We start from the raw sequence: 26,087 nt of genomic DNA on the forward strand, positions 1-26,087 counted from the left end.
ATATACGCAATCGAAATTACGTGCTTTTTTGTTAAATTATTGGTTTGTTATGGGTTATGAAAAAATAATTTAAAATGCGCATTGCGTTTTTTAAATATATTTTTACATTACTTTCTTCAACATCAAATATAATAAAATTTTATAAAAGATCTAACGGACTAGTAATTTTTCTTAAACTATTGTCTGTGACTTGGGTGTAAACTAATGTGGTTTTGATATTACTATGACCCAATAAATCTTGAATAAAACGAACATCGGTGCCGTTTTCTAATAAATGTGTGGCAAAACTATGTCGCAAACTGTGTACACCAACTTTTTTGGTAATATTAGCTTTTTTTGTAGCATCTTTAAATATTTGTTGTATGGTTCTTATCGAATATTGGCCGCCATATTGCCCTTCAAACAAATATTCTTTGGGTTTGTAGGTCATATAATATTCTCGTAACTGTGGTAAAATACTCTCGGGTAAATTGGCATAGCGGTCTTTTTTTCCTTTTGCTCTTGCAATGTAAACGCGCATGTATTTGCTGTCGATGTGCTCAATTTTTAAATTGATAATCTCCGAAACGCGTAAGCCCATTCCATAAATTAACTTTAAAATGGTGTTGTGTTTTAGGTTTTCGGTTTGAGCTAAAATACTTTTTACTTCAGATAGGTGTAAGGCTTTGGGTAAAATTAATTGCTTTTTTGGTCGAGGTAAATCTAATAGTAGTTGCGGTTGATGTAATACTTTTTCATAATAAAATTTAATGCCATTAATTCTACTATGTAAGGTGTTTTCAGCATATTTTAGTGTGTTAATGCAATACAGTAAATAATTTTGAACTTCTGTAAGTGTACAATCTTGTGCCTGTTTTTCTTGTAAAAAGTATAAATATTGAGCAAAATCTTGAATGTAAGTGCGAATGGTATTAGAACTATAACCACAAAGTTGTAATTCATTTAATAGTTTTTGAATTTCATTTTTATTTTCTTCTGAAATTTTACTTAAAACACGCTTTCCAATTGCTGGCGGTTCTGAAATGTTAAAGCGTTTTCTGTATTCTGAATTGTCGGGTAAGTACCACATTTTTTGGGTTTGACTCCATTTTCGGCCTACACAATTTTTAATTTCCTCTATAAAAACGGGATCATCTGTAATTTTGAAAAAAAGTACTTTTTTTTCACGATGGCTTCCTAATATTACTTCAAATGGCATGTATGTTTTTCTTTGGCGGTTACTACACAAATCTAAACTAAAATTTTTAATTTTCAAAAATTCTGATTGAAAAGATATACGTGTATGATAGCCCCGATAGGAGCAAAGTACCGTGTACTGCGGATAGCGGGTGCGAGGTTGTTAGAAAGGTAAAATTTGTGCTCCTAAAAAAACTATTTGGCTTTTTCAATGGTATCCCAACTTTTCATGCCGTTGCCCGTAATTGGGATTTTTTCACCTAAATAGGTTGGATTGGAGCTTATTAGGATGTCTTTAAATGCTTTTACTCGAGTTAAAATTTCTCTGATTTTCCAATTGAAGCGAACGGATTCTTTATACATGTCTTCATTTACAGCGAATCCATAAGCGTTGATGCCTAAGTTTCTTGCAATGTAAACGGAACGATTGATGTGGAAATCTTGCGTTACTATAATAGCACTTTTGATATCAAAAATTTCTTTAGCTCTGAACATGCTGTCATAGGTGTCGAAACCGGCATGGTCCATAAAAATCTGTTCTTTTTTAACTTTGAAATTTCGTCTGAGTATGTATTTTCGCATGCTGTTTACTTCATCATATTCTTTCTGACCGTGATCGCCAGATAATAAAATGGCTTCTGCTTTATTCGCATAAATGATATTGATTCCAGCTACTAGTCGGTCTTCTAAAACATAGGAAAGTTTTTCTTGGTTGACTTTTGCACCTAAAACGATTATGGCATCGACTTTTGGAAGTTTTTCAATTTCTGTAAATACGTAATTTTCTGTTGTTTTTACGATGTAATAATTGATGCTGAAAATTATAAATACACCTAATGATGTGGTAATTAAAATTTTTCTGAAGTGTTTTTTAAAGAATGATTTCATGAAACGGTTTTACCTTTCAAATATATAAAATTTACATAAAAAAAAGCGACTAATTGATAGCCGCTTTCTGAAAATTATGTATTTTGAAATTACTTTGTAAGTGTTTTCATTTCTTTTTCTATCATGTCGTAAAACTGGTCTATTTTTGGCATAATAATAATGCGTGTTCTACGGTTTTTAGCTCTATTTTCAGCAGTGTCGTTATCTACTAATGGAATAAACGAACTTCTTCCGGCTGGAATTAATTGTTTAGGATTTACACCTAAATCGTTTTGTAACACACGTACAATTGATGTAGAGCGTTTTACAGATAAATCCCAGTTGTCTAATAATATAGCGTTTTTAATTGGCACATTATCGGTGTGACCTTCTACCATACATTCGAAATCGGGTTTGCTATTAATAACTTTGGCTACTTTAGCTAAAACAGATTTTGCTTTTAAATTTACATCGTAACTTCCTGATTTGAAAAGTAAATTATCTGCAATTGAAATCATCACGACTCCTTTTTCAACATTGATGTTAATATCTGGATCGTCAATACCTACTTCACGTTTTAAGCTCGTTACTAAAGCTAGTGTTACGCTATCTTTTTTAGTTAGTGCATCTTGTAAACGGGTGATTTTTAAATCTTTTTCGCGTAAACTTTCTAATGATTTTTCTAGGTTTTGAGCACCTTTTGTAGTTAAAACAGTCATTTCTTTTGAACTGTTTATTAAATCTGAATTCGTTTTCTTTAGATAATCTAACTGACTCATTAAGCTACTTTTTTCGGCATTTAATAAGTCTTTTTCAGATAAACAACTGTTTAATTTTACGGTTGCTGAGTTTAATAAATCTTGGGTTTCTTTTTGTTGTGCTTCTAAGGTTGCGAATTTCTTTTTAGAAACACACGAGGTAAACACAAACGGGAGGATTGCGGCTAAAACTACTACTTTTCTCATATTTATTTTGATTTTTTACAAAGTTATACAGAAAAAATCGTACCAAAGTGCTTAGAAAAGTGAAATTTTAGTTAAAAAAGTTTGAATTGGGAAGCTCGAAACTGCTAGTCAGAAGTTTTTGTTTTGGAATCTAAGCAACCCTGATACCTCAAATTCGCTTTACTTTTTAAAGTACATTAATCCGAAAAAATCTGAAGAAAAAAACATCGGTTAAACAACTCTATGTTTTTTTGTATAGAGCGAAATGCTTGTTTTCATAAAAAATCTGTAAGCTTGTAGGTTTAGAAAAAAAATTGTTTGTTACTTTAAACGGTTAAAAGTTTTCTTTTTCTGAACAAAATAACTCCAAACAATTGATTTTGTATGGAAATACTCTTTTTTCTGACACGATTGTCTCTTTTTTAAATTTCTAGATAGTAAATGATAGAAATAAAAATGAGCTTTTAGAATAGCAAAAGTATGTTTGAATTTTCCTTGAGATATAAATTGAATTCCCGCAATTCCATCCAAACACAAACGGATAAAAAGTATAGGAATTAATTTTTCTTTCGGAAGATTTTTGATTAACATTAACAACGAATTTCTAAAGTTTAGAAATGTTTTCTTTGGATTTCCTTCATTTAAAGTGGCGCCTCCAACGTGATATACTACTGATGTTGGACAATATTTAGCACTAAACCCTAAGTTATTAGCACGCCAACATAAATCGATTTCTTCCTGATGTGCGAAAAAATCAGCATCAAAACCGTTTAATGTGCTGAAAACTTCTTTTCTAATAAAAAAACAAGCGCCAGTTGCCCAAAAGACTTCTGTTTCTTGGTTATACTGACCTAAATCTTCTTCCAATGTATTAAAAATTCTGCCTTTACAGAAAGGGTAACCATATTTGTCAATAAATCCGCCAGCAGCTCCAGCATATTCAAAATGAGTTTTCTTTTTATAGTCTAATAATTTGGGTTGGATGATAGCTGTTTTGGGCTCCTTATCAAAAATAGCTTCTATCGGAAGCAACCAATTTTCAGTGACTTCAATATCAGAATTCACCAAGGCATAATAAGGTTCTTCTACAAATTTTAAAGCTTCATTATAGCCTTTTGCAAATCCGAAATTACCTGTATTTTCGATTATTTTAACGGATGGAAATTCTTTTTTCAACACTTCAATTGAAGTATCTGTAGAAGCATTGTCCGCTACATAAACAGTAGCATTTTCTGAAAACTGAATTATTGATGGTAGGAATTGCTTTAACAATTTAGCACCATTCCAATTTAAAATAACTACGGCTGTTTTCATTCTGATTTCTTAGATTATATTACAACAACACGGATTTAAAAAATTTTATTTAATAGTAAAATCTGTCAAATCTGTGTTCCTATTTATTTCATATATTTTGGCAATTCTTTCAAAAAAGTATATTGTTCTTTTTCAAAATCCATTTGGCAAAAATAATGATTTAATCCGTTAGTAACCATTAAATATTCGGCTTTTAAAATAAAATTATACCGTGCAATTTGGTCAAAAGTGTTTTGAGAAATCGGCACATTTGGTTGTTTGCATTCCACAATCAAGAAAATACTTCCGTCAGAATTAAAAACAACAATGTCATACCGTTTATTCATACCATTAATTTTGACTTGTTTTTCAACGTTTAATAGCGATTTCGGAAAGTTGCATGCTTCCATCAAATAGAAAACAGTATGTTGTCTTACCCATTCTTCTGGAGTTAACACCACAAATTTTTTTCTAATTTCATCAAAAATAGCAACTTTATTTTCACTATTTTTGAACCGAAAGGAATAAGATGGAAAATTCAGTTTTTGCATAGTGCAAAATTAACAATTTCTCCTTCATAGCCAACTAAAATCTGAACACTGATTGCTGTAAAAATGACCGAAGTAATAAAAATAGTTAACGACATTAAATCGAAAAATTTTAAACCCATTTATTTCTTATGTGGTGAAGAAACTTATTATATTGATAGAATTTCCGATTTAATAGAAAATTCGGTTTTATCTGAAGATGAAAAATCTTTTAATCAAGTCGTTTTATACGGAAGAGATACCACTGTTGAAGAAGTAGTTTCAACGGCAAAACGTTTTCCAATGATGTCAGATTATCAGGTAGTTGTAGTGAAAGAAGCCCAGAATTTAGTAAAAACGTTTGAAAATTTTAAATCTTATGTTTTAAATCCGCAACCCACAACTATTTTAGTTTTTGCTTATCGAGCCAAACCAGATGGAAGAAAAGGAATTTTTAAAAGTTTGAAAGATAAACATGTTTATTTTGAAAGTAAAAAGTTGTATGATAATCAAGTTCCTGATTGGATTGTTAAGGTTTTAAAAGGTCAGAATTATGGCATAGAACCTAAAGCAGCTGCTATGTTAGCGGAGTTTTTAGGAACTGATTTGGCTAAGATTAACAACGAGTTAGAGAAACTGAAAATTATTTTTCCAGTTGGACATGTTTTTACTCCCAAAAATATAGAAGAAAACATTGGTTTTAGTAAAGATTATAATGTATTTGAGTTAAAAGATGCACTTGGAGCCAGAAATCAGGAAAAGGCCTATAATATAATTCACCATTTTGCTTTAAATCCTAAAGATAATCCGATTGTTGTCATTACAGGCCAAATGTTTTCCTTTTTTTCACAATTGTTGCAATATCATGGCTTAAAAGACAAATCGAAATTTAATGTGGCTAAAGTATTGGGAATAAATCCATATTTTGTGGATGATTATGTAAAAGCTGCTCAAAATTTTCCCATGCGAAAAGTAAGTCAAATAATTGAAGTGATCAGAGACATCGACGTAAAATCGAAAGGCGTAGGAGCAGGTTCGATGAGAGAAGAAGATATGTTGAAAGAAATGGTATACAAAATTTTTAACTAATGAATTTTACCGCCATAAATTGGTTTTCAAGATTTTATTATCTGCTATGTCTTTTGGTGGTTTACTTTGTCAACTTACCGATTCTATATTTTTACATTTTATTTTTTATTTTAAGCATTGAAGTTTTACTATTAAACAAAAGTAAATCTGAAACAAAAGTTTTTAAAATTTCTCAATTAGTATTTGTATTATTTATTAGTTATGTAATGTTTGTAAGATCATTTAAAGGATTTTCTACTGAAATAAACTACAATTTAAATACTGTTGAGCATTTATTTTTTGCTATAGTAATTTGTTTACTAATTTATTTTTACATCATTTTTTATTATAAAAAAAGACTTAAATATCCCTTACTTTTAAGCGGTTTGGTTTTTAATTTCATTGGTTTAATAAACGAATCTTTTCAAAATTATTTTAATGGAAAACCTATTTTTATTTTAGATACTTTATCTGTTAAAGATATAGTTGCAAATGTTTTTGGGACATTAATTTTTATAACAGTTGTAAAGTTTTTAACTGTAAGAATGTTGTTTTTAAATAGTATAGAAAAATAAAATTTCCGATATTTGCATTCCTAAATTTATAAAAATTATAAAGATGAACAAAAATACAGTATTAGCTTGGGCTACAGGTATCATGGTGATTATGGGATTAATTATAATAGGTTTAGCCATTTACAGATATGATGATGTTGCTGGCTGGGGTTTTGCAGCCGTTGGTGTTGGTTTTTTTGCCAATGCATGGGTTTTTAATGCGCTGAAAGGAAGAATGTAATTTAAAGTACGAAGTAAGATTTACAAAGTTCGAATTACGAAAATTTAAAACAATAACACAAACATAATTAGCATGTCAGACGATAAGAAAGTCATTTTCTCGATGCAGAAATTGAGTAAAACATATACTGGAGCAGATAAGCCAGTCTTAAAAAATATTTATCTAAGTTTTTTTTACGGAGCAAAAATTGGAATTCTTGGATTGAACGGTTCTGGAAAATCTTCTTTATTAAAAATTATTGCAGGCGTTGATAAGAATTACCAAGGTGATGTGGTTTTTCAACCAGGTTATACAGTTGGTTATTTAGAGCAAGAGCCTTATTTAGACGAGACTAAAACGGTAATTGATATCGTTCGTGAAGGTGCTGCAGAAACATTTGCTTTATTGGAAGAATTTAATAAAATTAATGACGATTTTGGTTTGCCTGAAGTATATGAGAATCCAGAAAAAATGGAAAAACTTATGGATCGTCAGGCAGAATTACAAGATAAAATTGATGCTTGTGGCGCATGGGAAATTGATAATAAATTAGAAATTGCCATGGATGCACTTCGTACGCCAGATCCAGAAACCCCAATTTCTGTTTTATCTGGTGGAGAAAAACGTCGTGTAGCTTTATGTCGTTTGCTATTACAACAACCCGATGTGTTATTATTAGATGAGCCTACTAACCACTTAGATGCCGAATCGGTACTTTGGTTAGAACAACATTTAGCACAATACTCCGGAACTGTAATTGCTGTAACACACGATAGATATTTCTTAGATAACGTGGCAGGTTGGATTTTAGAGTTAGATAGAGGAGAAGGTATTCCATGGAAAGGAAATTATTCTTCTTGGTTAGAACAAAAATCTAACAGAATGGCGCAGGAAGAAAAAGTGGCTTCTAAACGTAGAAAAAATTTAGAGCGCGAGTTAGATTGGGTGCGTCAAGGTGCTAAAGGTCGTCAAACCAAACAAAAAGCACGTTTACAGAATTACGATAAATTATTAAACGAAGATCAAAAAGAACTAGACGAAAAATTAGAAATTTATATTCCTAATGGTCCACGTTTAGGAACTAATGTTATTGAGGCTAAAAATGTGTCAAAAGCATTTGGTGATAAATTATTGTATGACGATTTAAATTTTGTGTTGCCTCAAGCAGGAATAGTTGGAATCATAGGGCCGAATGGTGCAGGTAAATCTACTATTTTCAAAATGATTATGGGTGAACAACAAACGGATTCAGGTACTTTTGAAGTTGGTGAAACTGTAAAAATCGCCTATGTAGATCAATCGCACTCTAATATTGATGTAAATAAAACACTTTGGGAAAATTTTTGTGACGGTCAGGAATTGATTATGATGGGCGGGCGACAAGTAAATTCAAGAGCGTATTTATCTCGTTTTAATTTTGGTGGTGGCGAACAAAATAAAAAAGTATCTACTTTGTCTGGTGGCGAACGGAATCGTTTGCACCTAGCCATGACGTTAAAAGAAGAAGGAAACGTACTACTATTAGATGAGCCAACCAACGATTTAGATGTAAATACATTGCGTGCTTTGGAAGAAGGTTTAGAGAATTTTGCTGGTTGTGCTGTAATAATTTCTCACGACAGATGGTTTTTAGATAGAGTTTGTACTCATATCTTAGCTTTCGAAGGCGATTCTCAGGTTTATAGTTTTGAAGGTAGTTTTACAGAGTACGAAGAAAATAAGCGTAAGCGTTTAGGTAAAGACGTTACACCTACTCGCATCAAATACAAGAAGTTAATAAGATAATTTATTAAATATATTATTGTAAAAATCCTGATTTATTTCAGGATTTTTTTATTTTTACAATCTGTCAAAAATAAAATGAAAGCAAAAATATATTTATTTCTTCTTTTTTTTCTCCTTACACCAAAATGTATTTTTGCTCAAATTGTTGTACACGACAAAGCTGAGGCAAAAAAAACGCTAAAACAAGCTATATACGACTTAGGTAAGTTAAATTGTAAATCATCGTTAGAAAATTCTCAAGCTGTACTTCAATTCGGATTTTTAACGGAAGATTATAGTTTCGTAGCCAAAGCCTACAATATTATCGGACTAAATTTCGAGGAATTTTCTGATTTAAAAAAAGCAATTTATTATTACGAAAGAGGTATTGAAGCAGCTTTCAAAGTTAATGATATTGAATTATTAGATTACTTACATAACAATTTAGGAAACGTTTATTTTTATAGATTAGATGATCCTAAAAAAGGATTAAAATATTACTTAAAATGTTATGAATATTCTTTGATATTTGGCGATCCTATAGAAATTGCCTATTCTGAAGTGAATATAGCAGACGCAAATTTAGTGCTCGGAAATTATGCAACAGCCAAAAAATTTTTAGATAAAATTTACAAGGTTAGAAAAGAGAGTAAAGATTTCGAAATGATTGTGACTTATCATGCCTTACTTGCCAAATATTATAGTCAACTAAATGATAAAGATCACGCGGAAGAAAACTATGCAATAGTAATCGAAAAGTTAAAAAAAGGAAATGCTTCATTTCATAAATCGAATGAATTAGACTTATATGACGATATTTTTAAGTTTTATAAAAAATATAATGATATTCCTAAAGCCTTACGATTTCTAGAAATGCACGATAGTTTACAAGATTTAGTTTATCTTAAAGAAAGGAATCAAGAAATTAAATTTTCTGGACAATCTATCGATGTAATTGAAATGAATAATAAAATTCAACGAAGTGAATCAGAAAAGAAAGTACAAGAACAAAAGGCATTTGCTTCCAATAAAATCTTAAAAACAACTTTATTTTTCTCAGGTATTTTACTGATTTTTCTAATTTACATGTTCAAAACGTATTTGGATTACAGAAAGTTAAATAAAAAACTTTTTGATTCTAATGCGCAGTTAAAAATTGCCAATATTAAATCGGAAGAAGCTTCTAAACTTAAATCACAGTTTTTATCGAATGTGAGTCACGAATTAAGAACGCCTTTATATGGTGTTATTGGTATGGCCGATATCATTGAATCTGAATATGTTGAATTAAAGAAGAACAAATATTTCAACGCATTAAAATTTTCCTCCAACTACTTATTATCATTAATAAATGACGTTTTAAATGTGTATAAAATTGAAGATACTAAGTTTGAATTGATTTATGATAATATAGAAATTCGTAAAGAAATTACAGTTATTAGAGAATCTTTAGATATCATTGCGAAGTCAAATAATAATAAATTATTCATTAATATTTCCGATGAGGTACCTCAATTTATAAAAACAGATATCACCAGATTTTCTCAAATATTAATTAATTTAATTAGTAATTCACTAAAATTTACTAAAAATGGAGAAGTTTCCATAAAATTACAACTTATTGAAGCAAACCATCATCCGTTTATCCAAATTGAAATTATTGATAACGGGATTGGAATACCAAGTGAATATTTAGATAAAATATTTGAAAAATTTGTTCAAGTGGATGTTAACTTGAACGAACAATATAAAGGAACAGGATTAGGCTTATCTATTGTAAAACGTTTGGTAGATTTATTCAAAGGAGAAATTTCGGTTTCTAGTGAAATTCAAAAAGGAACTGTTTTTAAGGTTATTTTGCCTTACATCAAAGCAGATAAAAAAGTAATTTTAAAGCAATTTAATATTTCAGAACCAAAAAGTAATGCGACTCATTTAAAAATATTAATTGTAGAAGACAATAAAATCAATCAAATGGTTACTAAAAAATTATTAGCTAAGAGTGACCATATTTGTAAGATTGCAGAAAACGGGGCAGAAGCAATTAAAATGACAAAAAAACATCATTTTGATCTAATTTTAATGGACATTCATATGCCAGTTTTAAATGGTTTTGAAGCTTCAAAAAAAATTAGAGAATTAGGAATTACTACACCAATAATTGCTTTAACTGCATCAGATAAAAATGAAATAATTAATGAAATGGCTATTAATGGTATTAATGATGTGTTAGTTAAACCATTCGAAATAAGAGATTTACAAATAATAATTGAAAAACACATTCAGAATTAAAACGAAAGTTCAGCACTCAAAATGAAAATATATTCGTATTTATTATTTTTTTTATTACTAATTAATAACCTTTTTTCTCAAGATGTTTTAAAAAACAATCAGGAAGCGAATAAGTTGTTCGAACTGGCCAGTAATAACTTCTTTAATCTTAATAATAAAGAATCTATCAAACAAGCGGAGAAAATTTTAACTTTTGCATTAGAAAATAATGATAATAATTTAGCCGCAAAAACTTATAATTTATTAGGGCTAAATTTTGAACAGTTTACAGATCATAAAAAAGCCATTACATTATATAAAAAAGGTATTTTTTGTGCTACAAAAGTTAAAAATGATACCGTTTTAGGATGGTTGTATAATAACATTGGTGGAGTTTACTCATACAATTATATCGATTTAAACGTTGGTACCTCTTACTTTAAAAAAGCCTATCAGCACACTAAAAATATAGATAATAATGGCGATTTTTTAGTTGCAGGTTTAAATATTGGCGGTAATTTAATCGATTTAAAACAATACGAAGAAGGGAAAAAATATTTAGATGAAATTAAAGATAAAGTATTAAATTCTAAAGAGATAGATATCGTAGTTGCTATGTTTGCTTCCTATGCTACCTATTATGATGTTTATAAAAACGATTTTAGTTTAGCTGAAAAAGCTTTTTTAGATGCCATTTACTATGGTAAAAAAGACAAAACGCCAGCTATAAAAATGAACTTATTAGACATTTATAAATCTTTTGCAGCGTTTTATGAAAAACACAATAAATTAGCACTATCAGTAAAATATTTAAATTTATATATCGATTTAAATGCCGAAATTTATAATGAAGAACAAAAAAATATCTTAAACGGTAAGGATAAAAACTTTCGATTAGACCTAGTAAATTCTAGAATTGAAAAAGTAGAACAAGAAAATAAAGATTATATTAAAAAGTTAAACTATAACAAATACTTCATCATATTTTTAACCGTTCTAGTCTTTACTTTTTTAACCTTAATGTATTTTTTATACAAAAACTTTATTAAAAATAAGAAGATCAATAGAAAGTTAAAAAGAGCAAATATTGAACTCCATAAAGCCAAACAAAAAACAGAAGAAATTGCTAAACTCAAAACACAATTTATGTCTACTGTTAGTCACGAACTGAGAACGCCACTTTATGGAGTTATTGGAATGACTGAAATTATTGAAAATGAACATGCAGAATTAAAAGATAGCAAATACTTAAATTCACTTAAATTTTCTGCGAAATATTTGTTGTCTTTGATTAATGATGTACTAAGTCTCTCTAAAATTGAGTCCGAAAAAATTGAATTAAATTACGAAAGTATTGATTTTAGAAAAGAAATAGAAACTATTGTGAGTTCTATGGAAGTTATTGCAAATCAGTATCATAATAAAGTTAAGGTTGATGTTTCAGAACATGTTCCAACTTTTATTAAGACCGATAAAACCCGTTTGTCTCAAATAATTATCAATTTGTTAAGCAATGCTTTAAAGTTTACTAAAGACGGAACAGTTTCTATTTTTATCTTTGTTAACGAATCAAAAAAAACTTTAAAATTTGAAATTAAAGATACCGGAATTGGTATACCACAAAAGTACATTGATAAAATTTTCGATAAGTTTATTCAAGTTGAAAGAAATTCTGATGAACAATTTCAAGGAACAGGTTTAGGCTTAGCTATCGTAAAACGATTTATAGATATTTTTAATGGAGAAATTCATATTAATAGTGAAATTAATGTAGGAACGACAATTACATTTTCGATTCCTTTAATTTTAGGCGAAACGATTGAAACAGCACCAATTCATTCCTCAAAAGATATTAGTAATAACATTAGTATATTAGTTGTTGAAGATAACAAAGTCAATCAGATTGTAACTCAAAAACTATTGGAAAAGAACAACTTAAAATGTAAAATTGCGGTTGACGGTTACCAAGCTTTAGAAATTTTGAAATCGGAGACTTTTGATATTATTTTAATGGACATTCACATGCCCGGAATTAATGGCTTTGAAACGACTGAAAAAATTCACGAATTAGGCATAAAAACTCCAATTATAGCATTAACAGCATCAGATAAGTACGAAATTGAAGGCGATATATCCAAATATAAAATGAATGATTTGTTGGTTAAACCTTTTGAATTTATAGATTTGCAAAATTTAATAATCAAATACATAAATAAAACATAAATGCGTTCATTTAAATATATCCTAATCGTATTACTTAGTTTTCAGTTAGGATTTACTCAAAATAAAAAGTATACTTCTAAGCAAGTTGATAGTTTGTTTGAGTTAGGTAACAATTATTATAAAAAATCTGATTATTATAACTCATTAAAAGAATTACGATTTGCCTTGATTGAGGCTGAGAAAATTAAAAATGACACTTTAGTTTCAAATATTTACAACAGAATTGGAAGAAACTTTGCACAAATTAAGAATTTAGAGTTTGCCAATTATTTCTTTAATAAATCTTTAGTATTAGCAAAAAAAACGGACAACTTAAAACATCAAATTCTAGTCTTAAATAATTTAGGTAACCTTTTTACGGCATTTAGCGAAAAAAAATTCAATCAAAAACAAGCGATAGCTTATTATAAACAAGCATTGCAACTTGCAGAAAAAAATCATTTGAAGGAAGATATTTGTTTAATTACAATGAATTTGGCTTGGTCTTATTTAAAATTTAAAGAATATTCAAACGCGAAACCTTTCCTAGATAATTTTATGAAATTACATCCTAAATATGGGAATAAATTTTTTAATAATATCGTTTACATGTTGCAAGCTACTTATTTTGAAGGAATTGGTAACTATCCATTAGCGGAAAAAACCTATCAAGATGGGCTAGACACATTTAGTAAAAAATTAATCTTTAAAGAAAAGAAAAGCGAATATTTATACCGATACTCAAGATTATTATCAAAAATAAATAAACCTGAAAAAGCGGCTTTTTTCTTAAAACAGGCCGATAGTATTAATGAAATTTTTTATAACAAGGAAATATTAAAAAAGGCTAAAGAAACCTCTTCCGCTTTAATTATAGAAGCTTTTAAACTCGATAAAATGAAAGCAGATTTCGAATTAAAGAGTAAAGAACAAAATTTAAAACTTAACAAAAACATATCTTACATCACTTTAATTTTTCTTGCCATAATTAGTTGTTTTTCTATTTATATTTTTAGGTTGTATAAAAACAAGAATAAAATTAACGAACAACTTCAAAATTTAAATATCGAATTAGAAAAGGCGAAACTTGCAGCAGAAGTATCCAATGAAATGAAATCTAAATTTGTTTCAACAATTACACATGAACTTCGTACGCCACTTTTTGGAGTGATTAGCTTAACCGAAATTTTAGAAAAATCAGTGCTCGAAGAGGAAAATCAAAGCCATTTGAAATCTTTAAAATATTCAGCAAAATATTTGTTAAGTTTAGTAAACGATGTGTTACAAATTTCAAAACTTGAAAATAAAAATTCTAAATTAGAAAAAAATACAATTGAATTTAAAAGCTTAATTCATGCCGTTAAATCAAATTTAGATCAAATTGCTATTCAAAATAATAATAAATTAGTTATTGATATTGGCAATCATGTGAGTGAGTATTTTTGCTCAGATGAGGTTAAATTGACTCAGCTTTGTTTTAATTTAACTTCAAATGCATTAAAATTCACAAAAAATGGAATGGTTACCCTTAAAATTGAAAAAATAAGTGAAATCGATAATTTACAAGACATTAAATTTAGTTTTATAGATACTGGAGTTGGTATTTCAGAAGAAAATCAGAAAAAGATTTTTGATAAATTTTATCAAATTACACCTGAAGATAATTTTTTTCAGGGAAGTGGTTTGGGACTAACAATTGTAAATGATATTTTAATGCTTTTTGATTCGAAAATTGAATTGAAATCTGAAATTGGCAAAGGCACCGAATTTAGTTTTATTTTAAAATTAGAAAAAGCTACTAAAAATGCACAGCTTGAAACAAATATTGTAAATGAGAAATTCAATAATTTGAGGGTTTTAATTGTAGATGATAACAAAATTAATCAAATTGTAAGTTCAAAAACTATTGAAAATTTAAACGGCATTCCCACTATTGCAGAAAACGGATTTACAGCTATTGAAATGATTCGACAGCAAGAATTTGATCTCGTATTAATGGACATTAATATGCCAGAAATTGATGGGTTTGACACGACTATAGAGATTAGAAAATTTAATAAAAACATTCCAATTATTGCTTTTACTGCTTTTGATCAATCAGAAATTCAAGAAAAAGTACAATTGTCTGGAATTTCTGATGTTTTGAATAAACCCTTTACAAATGCGGAATTAGTTCAAATAATTAAAAAATTCACAACTTCTAATAACGTATAATTTTAATTCAAATTCACTTGCCAAAATTCACGGATTTGAATCATTAGAAAATAAATCACGAATTTAACCGCATAACATTAATTCTAACATTTATAGCTTCAGTTATATATAAAATTGTAGGTAATATATCAAAATGTAAGATGTGCGATTTTTTAGTTCAGCATTTAAATTAATAGATCTGCAAAAAAAATATATTAAAGACAATTGAAGTAACTGTTTTGACTAAAATTGAAAACTTCCAAACTTCCATTTAGAAATAAAACCTAAAAGCAATATAATTAAAAAGGAAATTTCTAAAAACAATAGAACTAAAAAGAAGAGGATTCTAATTGTAAAATTGATTTTGGTATAATTTGACTCAAAAGTTTTATAATAGCCTCTAACTGCATAAGTAAAAATTAAGATTAAGTACACTAAAAGCAAATAGTCTGTAATGTAATTTCCATATTTGATGAACTCCAAAAACGACAAAATTTCAACTATAAAAGTAAGAATTAAAATGCCTAAATAAATCATTCCCGCTAGAATGAAATGTTCACTAATGTTTAGTTTTTTTCTTCTAAATAAAATGAAACTATTTAGAGCAAATAGCGGAACAATTAAGAAAATAATTAACTTGGAATTAGTAGTTAAAAAATCATTAATTGCTTTTCCTTTTGCATTAGCAGAATCTACAACTGTTCCCAAATATTCACTGGCCATTTTATCATATTGATTAGATAAAAAGATATTCAAACCTATCAAAATCAATATCAAGTAAAATACATTATAATATCTAATTCTTTTACCTGCAATATAATCTAAAGCTGCTTGTCCTGGTCGAGTTAATGCTTCCTTTATCGTGAAAAGAATACCTTTATCAATATGCCAAACACCGTGTAAAATATCGTGAAATAAAAAATGTTTTAAAGTAATTCTATGTGTATCTGATTTTTGTCCGCAATTGAAACAAAATTTTCCGATAAGTTTTTCATTACAATTTAAACAAGTAGTAGGATGACTCATGTAGTTTTTTGTTTACAATAATACAAAAAAAATCAGCTTGTATAAAGCTGATTTTATTAATTTTTATATTTTATTTCTTGTTTTCTACCCATTTTCTGGCGTTAACAAAAGCTTCTAACCAAGGAGAAACTTCGTCTTTTTGTTCTCTTTCTGGATAGTTTGCCCAGTTCCATGGAAAAGTAGAACGCTCAATATGAGGCATCATCACTAAATGTCTTCCAGTAGTGTCACATAGCATAGCTGTATTATAGTCCGAACCATTTGGATTGGCAGGATAACCTTCATACCCATATTTAGCTACAATATTATAGTTTTCTTCCGCCATTGGTAAGTTGAATTTTCCTTCACCATGAGAAATCCAAACCCCTAAAGTTGCACCTTCTAAACTAGAAAGCATGACCGAATTGTTTTTTTGAATTTTCACAGAAGTAAAGCCACTCTCATGCTTGTGCGAATCGTTATGTTTCATTTTTCCATGCACTTCATGTTCCGGAGTAATCAATTCTAATTCCATCATTAGCTGACAACCGTTACAAATTCCGACAGAAAGCGTGTCTTCTCTTTTGAAGAAGTTTTTCAATGCTGTGTTTGCTTTTTCGTTATATAAAAAGGCTCCAGCCCAACCTTTTGCCGAACCTAAAACATCTGAATTGGAGAATCCACCAACGGCTCCAATAAACTGAATGTCTTCTAACGTTTCTCTTCCCGAAATTAAATCGGTCATGTGAACGTCTTTTACATCAAAACCAGCCAAATACATCGCATTTGCCATTTCACGTTCCGAATTACTTCCTTTTTCGCGAATAATTGCTGCTTTTGGTCTGTTCGTATGGGAAACTACTGGTAATTTTCCATCAAAATGCGATGGGAAAGTAAATTGTAAAGGTTGATTGGCGAAATTTTCAAAACGCTCTAATGACTTACCGTTTTTAGTTTGTTTCTGATCTAATAAGAAAGACGTTTCAAACCAAATTTCTCTGTATTTTTTTGAAGAAAATTCAAATGTATCTTCATGATTTACAATAGAAATAGTATCTGAATTTGTAACGGTTCCAATATTGAAAATTTCAATTCCGTTAGCTTCAAAAATCGCTTCCACTTCCGCATCAGCTTGGAAAACTACAGCAATATTTTCAGAGAATAACAATTTGGTAGAATCCTTTTCGTTAATAGAAGTTAAATCGAAATTCGCACCTAAATTCACATCCGCAAAACACATTTCTAATAGAGTTGTGATTAATCCACCACTTCCAATATCATGTCCGGCTTTGATTTTTCTATCTTTAATTAAATCTTGTAACGTATTAAATGCTTTTTTGAAGAAAGCTGCATTTTTAATTGTAGGTGTTTCATTACCCACTTTATTTTGCGTTTGATTGAATGAAGAACCACCTAATTTAAAAGTATCTTGAGATAAGTTTAAGTAGTAAATGTTTCCACCATTTTTTTGTAAAACAGGTTCAACAACCTTTGTGATATTTGAACAATTTCCAGCTGCAGAAATAATGACTGTTCCTGGTGCAATTACCTCATCATTCGGATATTTTTGCTTCATTGAAAGCGAATCTTTTCCGGTTGGAATGTTGATGCCTAGTTCGATAGCAAAATCAGAACAACCTTGAACAGCTTCGTACAAACGCGCATCTTCTCCTTCATTTTTACAAGCCCACATCCAGTTGGCCGATAAAGAAACAGAAGCTAAACCATCTTTCAATGGCGCCCAAACTAAGTTAGAAAGCGATTCTGCGATAGCATTTCTACTTCCAGCAACTGGGTCAATTAACGCAGAAATAGGAGCGTGGCCAATAGATGTCGCAATTCCTTCTTTTCCTTTGAAATCTAAAGCCATGACACCTACATTGTTTAATGGTAGTTGTAACGGTCCAACACATTGTTGCTTGGCTACTTTTCCACCTACACAACGGTCAACTTTGTTCGTTAACCAATCTTTACAAGCCACAGCTTCAAGTTGTAAAACTTGTTCTAAATAAGTTGGGATTTCGTTTGGGTTATATTCCGAATTACTATAATTTCTAGTAATAGTTTTATCTGTCATTATCGTTTTTGGCGAACTTCCGAAAAAGTCTTCCAAAGCGTAATCCATTGGTTTTAAACCAGTAGTTTTCGATTGAAATGTAAATCTGTGATCGTTGGTAACCTCACCTACTTGATACATTGGTGAACGTTCTCTATCGGCAATTCGTTGTAAAGTGTCGATGTCTTTCTCGCCAATTACCAATCCCATTCTTTCTTGCGATTCGTTTCCGATGATTTCTTTAGCAGAAAGTGTTGGATCGCCAACCGGTAATTTATCTAAATCGATTAATCCACCAGTTTCTTCAACTAATTCAGACAAACAATTTAAATGTCCACCCGCACCATGATCATGTATAGATACAATCGGATTGTGATCGCTTTCTACCAAGCCACGAATGGCATTAGCAGCACGTTTTTGCATTTCTGGATTAGAACGTTGAATGGCGTTTAATTCAATTCCTGAACCAAAAGCTCCTGTATCTGCTGAGGAAACCGCAGCGCCACCCATTCCAATTCTATAGTTTTCTCCACCAAGAATGACAATTTTATCGCCTTCTTGTGGTTTCTTTTTTATGGCTTGATCTAATTTTCCGTACCCAATTCCACCTGCTTGCATGATTACTTTATCATAACCAATTTTACGATTATCTTCTTCATGTTCGAAAGTTAAAACGGAACCTGTAATTAACGGTTGACCGAATTTATTTCCAAAATCCGAAGCTCCATTTGAGGCTTTTATCAGAATATCCATTGGCGTTTGATACAACCAAGGACGTTCCGCCATCGCTTCTTCGTGCTTACGATTGTTAGTCAATCTCGAATAAGAAGTCATATAAACTGCTGTTCCAGCTAATGGTAAGGAACCTTGTCCACCAGCCAAACGGTCACGAATTTCTCCACCAGAACCTGTCGCAGCTCCATTGAAAGGCTCTACAGTTGTTGGAAAATTGTGTGTTTCTGCTTTTAAAGAAAGAACCGATTCAAATTCTTTTTCTTCGTAAAAATCAGGTTTGTCAGCGCTTTTTGGTGCGAATTGAGTGACTTTCGGACCTTTAACAAAAGCCACATTATCTTTATATGCCGAAACGATATCGTTAGGGTTTTCTTGAGATGTTTTTTTGATTAATTTGAATAAAGAAGTGTTTTTTTCTACGCCATCCACTACAAAAGTTCCATTGAAAATTTTATGGCGACAGTGTTCTGAATTGGCTTGTGAGAAAGCAAAAATTTCAGAATCTGTTAATTTTCTTCCTAATTTAGTAGTTAAATTGTTTAAATATTCTACTTCTTCAATACTTAAAGCTAAACCTTCTTGTTTGTTATAGGCATCAATATCCTCAATTTTTAAAATAGCTTCTGGTTCAATATTGATAGTGAAAATATCTTGATGTAATTCCGTGTATTTTTGAAATAACATCGGATCAAAATCAGTAAAATCAGAAGTTACTTTTTCGAATTCTTCAATTCTAATAATTCCAGAAATTCCCATATTTTGAGTAATTTCAACGGCATTGGTACTCCAAGGTGTAACCATAGCCGCACGTGGTCCTACGAAATTTTGAGAAAGGGTTTTTCTGTCAATTTGTTGTGTTTCTCCAAATAGCCAGTTTAGTTTTTGGATGTTTTCGGTAGAAATTTCAGATTGTGCTTGAACTGCAAAAACAGTATTGCTTTGGTTTCCAAAGAAAAAAATCATTATGTTGTGTTGTTAGTTGTTTGTCGTGCAAAGTTAAACTTTCTTATTAAAGTATAAAAAAAAAGAGCGGTAAAAACCGCTCTAAATTTTAGTTTACAAGCACCTTTTTGTTGTTTGTAGTATTTTGGTTATTGACTTTAATGAAATAAACACCTTTTTCTAAATTTGAAATTTCAATTGTATTGGTTTTTATTCCAGATTTTTCAAATACTTTCTGACCTAAAATGGAGAAAATTTCAACAGTATTATTTTCTGAATTTACATCAAATTGAATGGTGAAATTTCCATTATTTGGATTGGGAAAAACACTTATTTCTGTGAAGTTTTTTAGTGTCTCTTTTTCGTTTCCTAAGCTAACTTTGTTTCCTAATCCAGAACAAGCATCTAAACCTAAAACATCCCAATCAGCAGCTGCATAAGTTGCTTTTGGAGTAGTAGCTGTTGCTTTTCTTCTTAAAGTTACATCGGCACCAAAATTGGCTGTTCCACCATTAAAAGTTCCAATAACATCTATTAAAACTCCGTTTTTGAATAAGCCTATTGCATCATTACCGTTAAATGTCATTTCGCCTGCTGCAGTTGATAAATTAGCAGTTGTTGTACTGTAACAAGTTGAAGCTGTTCCACTATTTACAATTACATATTTTCCATTTACTGCTAAAGTTCCCGTTAATGTTAAACCTGTACTCCAAGCTCCAGCGCCATTGGTTTGCTTTTTGATACTGTAATTGGCCAAAGAAATTGATGCGCTTGTTTCGTTTTTAATTTCTAGAGCCTTATTATTAGAAGATCCTTCTACATACTCAGATAAATAAAGTTCAGTTTTTGTTGGAGTAGTAGCTGCATTTGTTGTAACAGAAAGTGTTGCGCTACTAGCTGATTTATTTCCAGCAGCATCTTTTGCTTTAATTGAAAAGGTATAAGCTGTAGAAGCCGTTAAACCTGTTACGTTATATGTTGTAGAAGTTGTTGTAGTAACTAAAGTAGTTCCTCTATATACTTCGTATCCAGTTACAGCAACATTATCTGTTGAAGCTGACCATGTTAATGAAACGGAAGTACTAGTTTTAGCATTGGAAGTCAAATTTAATGGAATACTTGGCGCAGTGGTGTCCGTACTTCCGCCACCAGGTGCAGCACCCCAAATTGCAGTAACATAACTTGGATTATCAATAAAAGGATTTCTATTACCTTGTCTGGCATAAATGGCATTATTTCTTTCAATTTCTCTAGCACTTACTGGGTCATTGGCATGCCATGTTAAAAGCATATTTAAAAAGGAAGTTGTAAATACCTGATTACTTGTTCTGTTAAACATAGCATAAGTATAACTTGCAACAGTATTTTCATATCTAGTGGCGAAATAGAAATACATTCTAGCTATATCACCTTTAAAGGCGTTTGCAGGTTCAAAAACTGTTCCGCTGTAACCCGATACAGCGCTAGTACCTAATTTACCTCCATTTTGTGTGGTTGTTGAGGCAATGGCTACCATTCCGTGAGGGAAATCAGAACGTAAACCATTTACTTTTCCATCTGTTGGTGGAATAAAATGCGCATCGGAAACCATTGGAGCAGCAGAGTTAAAAACCGATTGCGGAATCATATGTTCTCTGTTATAACAATCCCCTTCAACGGAATAAGTTCCACATTGTTCGGTACTGTAAATAAAAGTATAAGGATCAGCTCCAGTTTGATTTTCAGAATATAAATCGAAAATCGTATTGTCATTTTCATTTTGATGATCTCTGTCGGATGTAGAATATGTAGTCCAAAGTCCGGCATAGCCTCTGTCTGTATGTCCTTTAATTTTGTTATAAAGTTGCGTTTTTAAAGTAAAACCTGTTCCAGTAGCTGTGGAATAATAGCCTGCTGGAGCTTGGGAAAAGCCTGTAAAAAAACAGCATAACCCCATTAAAAGTGTAATTTTTTTCATTGTTAGTTGTTTAGATTTGCCCAAAATTAGTAAAATTGTAAGAAATATAAATCAACTGAAAACCAAATTATTAACAGAGTTGTTTACAAAAAAAAATTAAGGTAAAAATTCAAAAGCACCTATATCTGAAGGATTTGTTCTTACGGTACCTGCCAAATCTGTAAATACATTAAAAGCAAAATTAGCATTGTTTCTACAGACAGAATTTTCTTTTAACTTAAAGTTGTTTTTATTTGTATTTTCGAATTCAGGTTTATTACTATTCGAATTTGTGGCTACAATACAAGAACTATATTTTGAAACATCATTAAAATTGTAAAGTGGATTATTTCCAAACTGATTATTAAAATCGATAAACTTAATCAAACAATTATCAAATTTATAATTAAAAATACTTCCTGCTTTCTCTATAGAAATACCAATATTACTTGAACCATAAAAAATGCAGTTTTTAAAATCAGCTTTTGTTAAAGCATATAAACTAGCGCCATCAAAGTCATCAAGTACTAAAGAAGTTTGATTAGGTGCATTCCAATAATTCGCAAAAGTACAATGCGTAAAATCGTAACTTCCACCAAAAGTACAAGCTAAACTTGCTTGCCCACAATTATTAACTACAACATTTTCACCAATTATGTTTCCAGTTCGGGCTAAAATTCCAACATTGGAACAGTTATAAATTTGAACGTTTTTCATAGCTATAGTTGGCGTACTAGTACCATCATTTCCAGAAACTAACATACCAACAGTTGCATTTTTTATAGTTAAATGGTTTAGGCTATTTGCATTACTTCCTTTTAAAAAGAAAATAGTTCCCCATTGTCCAACAACATCAGAATAAATAGGTTCTAATCTGTCGCCTTCAAAAATTACTTCATTTTCTAAAGCAGCTGTGGAAGATAGTGTTCCATTGACTTCTAAATGTGAATCATCGGCCACAATTAATCCAGAATCAGCATGAAAATGCACTCTTGCACCAGCATCTACAACTAAAGTTTCATTTTCTGGTATTTTTGCATAACCATAAATTACGTAGGGTTTTGCGTTGGTCCAATGTAATTCGTCGCCATTAATAGGGTCGGTGTGACTCAAATTAGTTCCTGTAATCGTAACAGGATCGGAAGTTGTTCCTAAATTAATTTGCTCATACGTGTAATTATTCGGACTCCCAGATCTTTCTGGATAAATAAAAACGGCATCTTGAATTAAAGTCACTAAATTAACTTTCTGAAAATCGACTCCGTTTCCAAACTGTATTTCATCGGTATATAAAAAATCGGTTGGATTCGCATCTGCCACATCAGAATTTACAGAAATGAAAACAAACATACTGTCTTTAGCCAAAAGTTCTACATTTTCAAATTCTTTTCCAGGTACACCATCTACCATTAATTGATAGTTTGAAGTCTGACCTTTTCCTAATCGAACTCTAGGAATTGAAATGTTTTTATTACTTGTGTTGTAAACCTTTAGTGTATAAGTACTAGAGCCAATATTTGTAAAAACAGTATCTAAATAAACCGTTTCTTTGGAAAAAGATAAAGTCCCAACACTTTGTTCAAAATCTAATTCGTTTCTACAAGATGTGAAACAAAAAGTAATAATTAATCCAAGTATTAGTATAAATTGACGCATTTTTATTTTTTATTTATGTTTTTTATTTGCCACGAACTGCCGATTTTTACAATCTTAAAACAGAAATTTAATTCGAATGACTGATCGAAATAGTCGATACAGCGTGTTTTTTCAGACATTTAATTCGAGAATTCTTAGCTATGTTTACTTATAATTATTTAAAAACGAAAAAATCTTCGTTTTGGTATATTTATATCTGAAATATAAATTTGTAACTTTGTAAAAATAAGTATTTATGTTTAATAAAGAAAAGTTTTTAGCACTTTGTAACGATTGGTCTAAAAACACCTTAATGGAAACTCTTGAAATCGAATATATCGATGCTGGAGAAGATTTTTTAAAAGCGAAGATGCCGGTGAATTCTAGAGTACATCAACCAATGGGTTTATTACATGGTGGTGCAACTGTTGCCCTTGCAGAAAGTGTTGGTAGCGCAGCTTCATTAATGTTGATTAATCCTGAAAAACAAGAAGTTCGTGGTATAGAAATTAGTGCCAATCATTTACGAAGTAAGAGAGAAGGAACTGTTTTTTGCACAGCTAAAATTGTTCATAAAGGGGCAAGTGTACACTTATGGGAAATTAGAATTGTAGATGAAAATGACAAATTAATTTCTTTGTGTAAATTGTCGAATATGGTTTTATCAAGAAGAGATAGATAATGAATTTGTTTGATAAAGCTGCTTTATTTTTTCAAAATCAATTGCCTTTTGTGCTGTATGCCAAACCAAATGAAACAATTTTGAATGCTGTTTTTCAAAAGGATGCGATTTTAAATGCATTTGAAAGTCAACCTGGATTCGTTTTTGCAAGTTTTTATAACGAATTAAATATAGTTTTTCCTTTATTTAGTTCTGAAGTTTTTCAAGAAGAAATTAATCTAAATCCTGATGAAAATTTCATTCATTTTGAAAATAGAAATGATGAAAATGCTCAAATATTATTTGAAAATTTAGTTCAAAACGCGGTTTTTGAAATCGAAAAGGGAACATTTGAAAAGGTAGTTTTATCCAGAAAAATAGAAGTTTCTGAATCGATTGATGTATTAAAATCGTATCAAAGTTTACTATTAAAATACCCAACAGCTTTTCGATATTTATGGTTTCACCCAAAAGTTGGTTTGTGGATGGGCGCTACACCTGAGCAATTAGCCAAAATTAGAAATACTACTTTTGAAACCGTTGCATTAGCAGGAACACAACTGTTTTCAGAAGCGATAATTTGGAATAAAAAAGAAATTATAGAACAACAATTGGTTACTGATTACATCAAAAGTAGCACAGAAAATTTAGTTGAGGTTTTAGAAATTTCAGCTTCATATACTCAAAAAGCAGGGAGTTTAGCGCATTTAAAATCGGATATTTCAGGTAAATTAAAGTCAGATACAACAGAATTAGATATAATTAACGCGCTACATCCAACATCTGCAGTATGTGGAATGCCTTTAAAAAAAGCTAGGAATTTTATTTTAGAAAGTGAAAATTATAATAGAAAATATTACGCTGGATTTTTAGGTGAATTTCAAATGCAAGAACAAACCAATTTATTCGTAAATTTGAGATGTTGTGAATTGGTCAACTGTAATGAAAATTTCAATCTTAAAAATCAATTTAACATCAATATTTATGTGGGTTGCGGAATTACAAAAGACAGTCAACCCCATAAAGAATTTATAGAAACAGAAAATAAAGCTAAAACAATTTTGAGTATTTTAAAGTATTCGAAAAACTTTTAAATTCATAAACAAATACTTTTTAAAACAAAAAAATGAAATTAGATATATTAGCATTCGGTGCACATCCAGATGATGTAGAGTTAGGTTGCGCAGGAACAATTGCCAAAGAAATTAATTTGGGTAAAAAAGTCGGTATTATCGATTTAACACGAGGCGAACTAGGAACTCGTGGAACCGCACAGACTAGAGATGAGGAAGCTGCTGATGCTGCAAAAATTTTAGGCGTTCATGTACGTGAAAATTTGAATTTTAGAGATGGTTTCTTCATAAATGATGAAGCTCATCAATTAGAAATCATTAAAATGATTCGTAAATACCAACCTGATATAGTTTTGTGTAATGCAGTTACTGATCGACATATCGATCATGGAAAAGGTAGTAAGTTGGTTAGCGATGCTTGTTTTTTATCAGGATTAGTTAAAATAGAAACAGCGTTAAATGGAGAAAAACAAATGCACTTTCGCCCAAAGTTAGTGTATCATTACATCCAATGGCAAAACATTGAACCTGATTTTGTAGTAAATATTTCTGGGTTTATGGATAAAAAAATGGAATCGGTTATGGCGTATAAAACCCAATTTTACGATCCAAATTCTACGGAACCTACTACACCAATCACTTCTAAAAACTTTTTAGACAGTGTAAAATATCGTGCGATGGACTTGGGAAGGCTAGTAGGAGTAGAGTATGCGGAAGGATTTACAGTTGAAAGATATTTGACTGTCAACAGTTTAAGTGATTTAATATAAAAAAGTAAAAAAATATTTTTGCAGTATGTAACAAAGTACTATATTTGCACTCGCTAAATGAAACATAATCTGTGTTGAAGTTAGTAAAAAATCAAATGGTGATTGTAGCTCAGTTGGTTAGAGCGTCGGATTGTGGTTCCGAAGGTCGCGGGTTCGAGACCCGTCTTTCACCCTTAAAAGCCTTACAGAAATGTA

18 protein-coding genes and 1 tRNA gene are annotated in these 26,087 nt (G+C 30.5%); 10 read left to right on the forward strand and 9 right to left on the reverse strand.

All coding sequences use genetic code 11. The annotated features are described in order from the left end of the window. Positions 1 to 139: 139 nt before the first annotated feature. From G4D72_RS12125 to G4D72_RS12145, 5 genes are all read right to left on the reverse strand, one after another. Entirely contained in the window at positions 140 to 1,198 is a 1,059-nt protein-coding gene (locus tag G4D72_RS12125; RefSeq protein WP_166077987.1) for a tyrosine-type recombinase/integrase, read from the reverse strand. A gap of 173 nt (positions 1,199 to 1,371) precedes the next feature. After that, complete coding sequence (locus G4D72_RS12130; protein WP_166077988.1) at positions 1,372 to 2,064, reverse strand: SanA/YdcF family protein; 693 nt, start codon at positions 2,062 to 2,064, stop codon at positions 1,372 to 1,374. An 89-nt stretch (positions 2,065 to 2,153) separates the two neighbouring features. Next, a complete protein-coding gene (locus tag G4D72_RS12135; RefSeq protein ID WP_166077989.1) occupies positions 2,154 to 3,008 on the reverse strand; it encodes an OmpA/MotB family protein in 855 nt (284 codons plus the stop codon). A gap of 300 nt (positions 3,009 to 3,308) precedes the next feature. Further along, positions 3,309 to 4,301, reverse strand: coding sequence for a glycosyltransferase family 2 protein (locus G4D72_RS12140; protein WP_166077990.1), 993 nt, complete (start codon positions 4,299 to 4,301; stop codon positions 3,309 to 3,311). An 83-nt stretch (positions 4,302 to 4,384) separates the two neighbouring features. After that, entirely contained in the window at positions 4,385 to 4,831 is a 447-nt protein-coding gene (locus G4D72_RS12145; RefSeq protein WP_166077991.1) for a type I restriction enzyme HsdR N-terminal domain-containing protein, read from the reverse strand. A 63-nt stretch (positions 4,832 to 4,894) separates the two neighbouring features. On the opposite strand from G4D72_RS12145, the gene holA reads away from it, so the two are divergent. From holA to G4D72_RS12175, 6 genes are all read left to right on the forward strand, one after another. Next, the gene (gene holA / locus G4D72_RS12150; protein WP_166077993.1) at positions 4,895 to 5,896 is read left to right on the forward strand and encodes a DNA polymerase III subunit delta; all 1,002 of its coding nucleotides are present in this window, start codon (positions 4,895 to 4,897) and stop codon (positions 5,894 to 5,896) included. Between the two features lie 597 nt (positions 5,897 to 6,493). Continuing rightward, complete coding sequence (locus G4D72_RS12155) at positions 6,494 to 6,670, forward strand: CAL67264 family membrane protein (protein ID WP_166077994.1); 177 nt, start codon at positions 6,494 to 6,496, stop codon at positions 6,668 to 6,670. Between the two features lie 72 nt (positions 6,671 to 6,742). Next, positions 6,743 to 8,434: an energy-dependent translational throttle protein EttA gene (gene ettA / locus G4D72_RS12160; RefSeq protein ID WP_166077995.1), complete on the forward strand. Its 1,692-nt coding sequence runs from the start codon at positions 6,743 to 6,745 to the stop codon at positions 8,432 to 8,434. A gap of 75 nt (positions 8,435 to 8,509) precedes the next feature. After that, on the forward strand, positions 8,510 to 10,705 hold the full coding sequence (locus tag G4D72_RS12165; RefSeq protein ID WP_166077996.1) for an ATP-binding protein: 2,196 nt from the start codon (positions 8,510 to 8,512) through the stop codon (positions 10,703 to 10,705). A gap of 21 nt (positions 10,706 to 10,726) precedes the next feature. Further along, positions 10,727 to 12,907, forward strand: a complete 2,181-nt coding sequence (locus G4D72_RS12170) for an ATP-binding protein (RefSeq protein ID WP_166077997.1) — start codon at positions 10,727 to 10,729, stop codon at positions 12,905 to 12,907. Further along, positions 12,908 to 15,100, forward strand: coding sequence for a response regulator (locus G4D72_RS12175; protein WP_166077999.1), 2,193 nt, complete (start codon positions 12,908 to 12,910; stop codon positions 15,098 to 15,100). A gap of 222 nt (positions 15,101 to 15,322) precedes the next feature. On the opposite strand, the gene G4D72_RS12180 is transcribed toward G4D72_RS12175, so the two are convergent. From G4D72_RS12180 to G4D72_RS12195, 4 genes are all read right to left on the reverse strand, one after another. Next, positions 15,323 to 16,105 (reverse strand): DUF3667 domain-containing protein, encoded by a 783-nt coding sequence (locus G4D72_RS12180; protein WP_166078000.1) that lies wholly within the window; start codon positions 16,103 to 16,105, stop codon positions 15,323 to 15,325. A gap of 70 nt (positions 16,106 to 16,175) precedes the next feature. Then, positions 16,176 to 19,838: a phosphoribosylformylglycinamidine synthase gene (gene purL, locus G4D72_RS12185; RefSeq protein WP_166078001.1), complete on the reverse strand. Its 3,663-nt coding sequence runs from the start codon at positions 19,836 to 19,838 to the stop codon at positions 16,176 to 16,178. 88 nt (positions 19,839 to 19,926) lie between these two features. Then, a complete protein-coding gene (locus G4D72_RS12190; protein WP_166078002.1) occupies positions 19,927 to 21,774 on the reverse strand; it encodes an endonuclease in 1,848 nt (615 codons plus the stop codon). 96 nt (positions 21,775 to 21,870) lie between these two features. After that, a complete protein-coding gene (locus tag G4D72_RS12195; protein WP_166078003.1) occupies positions 21,871 to 23,409 on the reverse strand; it encodes a hypothetical protein in 1,539 nt (512 codons plus the stop codon). Positions 23,410 to 23,644: 235 nt separating this feature from the next. Here G4D72_RS12195 and G4D72_RS12200 point away from each other — a divergent pair, with 235 nt between their 5' ends. The 4 genes from G4D72_RS12200 to G4D72_RS12215 all read left to right on the forward strand — a co-directional run bounded on the left by G4D72_RS12200 (position 23,645) and on the right by G4D72_RS12215 (position 26,065). Continuing rightward, positions 23,645 to 24,070 carry a hotdog fold thioesterase gene (locus G4D72_RS12200; protein WP_166078004.1) on the forward strand — a complete coding sequence of 142 codons (426 nt, stop codon included), beginning with the start codon at positions 23,645 to 23,647 and terminating at the stop codon, positions 24,068 to 24,070. Beyond that, positions 24,070 to 25,143 carry an isochorismate synthase gene (locus tag G4D72_RS12205; RefSeq protein WP_166078005.1) on the forward strand — a complete coding sequence of 358 codons (1,074 nt, stop codon included), beginning with the start codon at positions 24,070 to 24,072 and terminating at the stop codon, positions 25,141 to 25,143. Before G4D72_RS12200 ends, G4D72_RS12205 begins: the two co-directional genes overlap by 1 nt. Before the next feature lie 32 nt (positions 25,144 to 25,175). Further along, the gene (gene bshB1 / locus G4D72_RS12210; RefSeq protein ID WP_166078006.1) at positions 25,176 to 25,892 is read left to right on the forward strand and encodes a bacillithiol biosynthesis deacetylase BshB1; all 717 of its coding nucleotides are present in this window, start codon (positions 25,176 to 25,178) and stop codon (positions 25,890 to 25,892) included. Between the two features lie 97 nt (positions 25,893 to 25,989). Beyond that, positions 25,990 to 26,065, forward strand: a tRNA-His gene (locus G4D72_RS12215). Positions 26,066 to 26,087: the final 22 nt, after the last annotated feature.

Origin of the sequence: Flavobacterium difficile (assembly GCF_011392115.1) — a bacterium.
Classification (GTDB): Bacteria; Bacteroidota; Bacteroidia; order Flavobacteriales; family Flavobacteriaceae; genus Flavobacterium; species Flavobacterium difficile.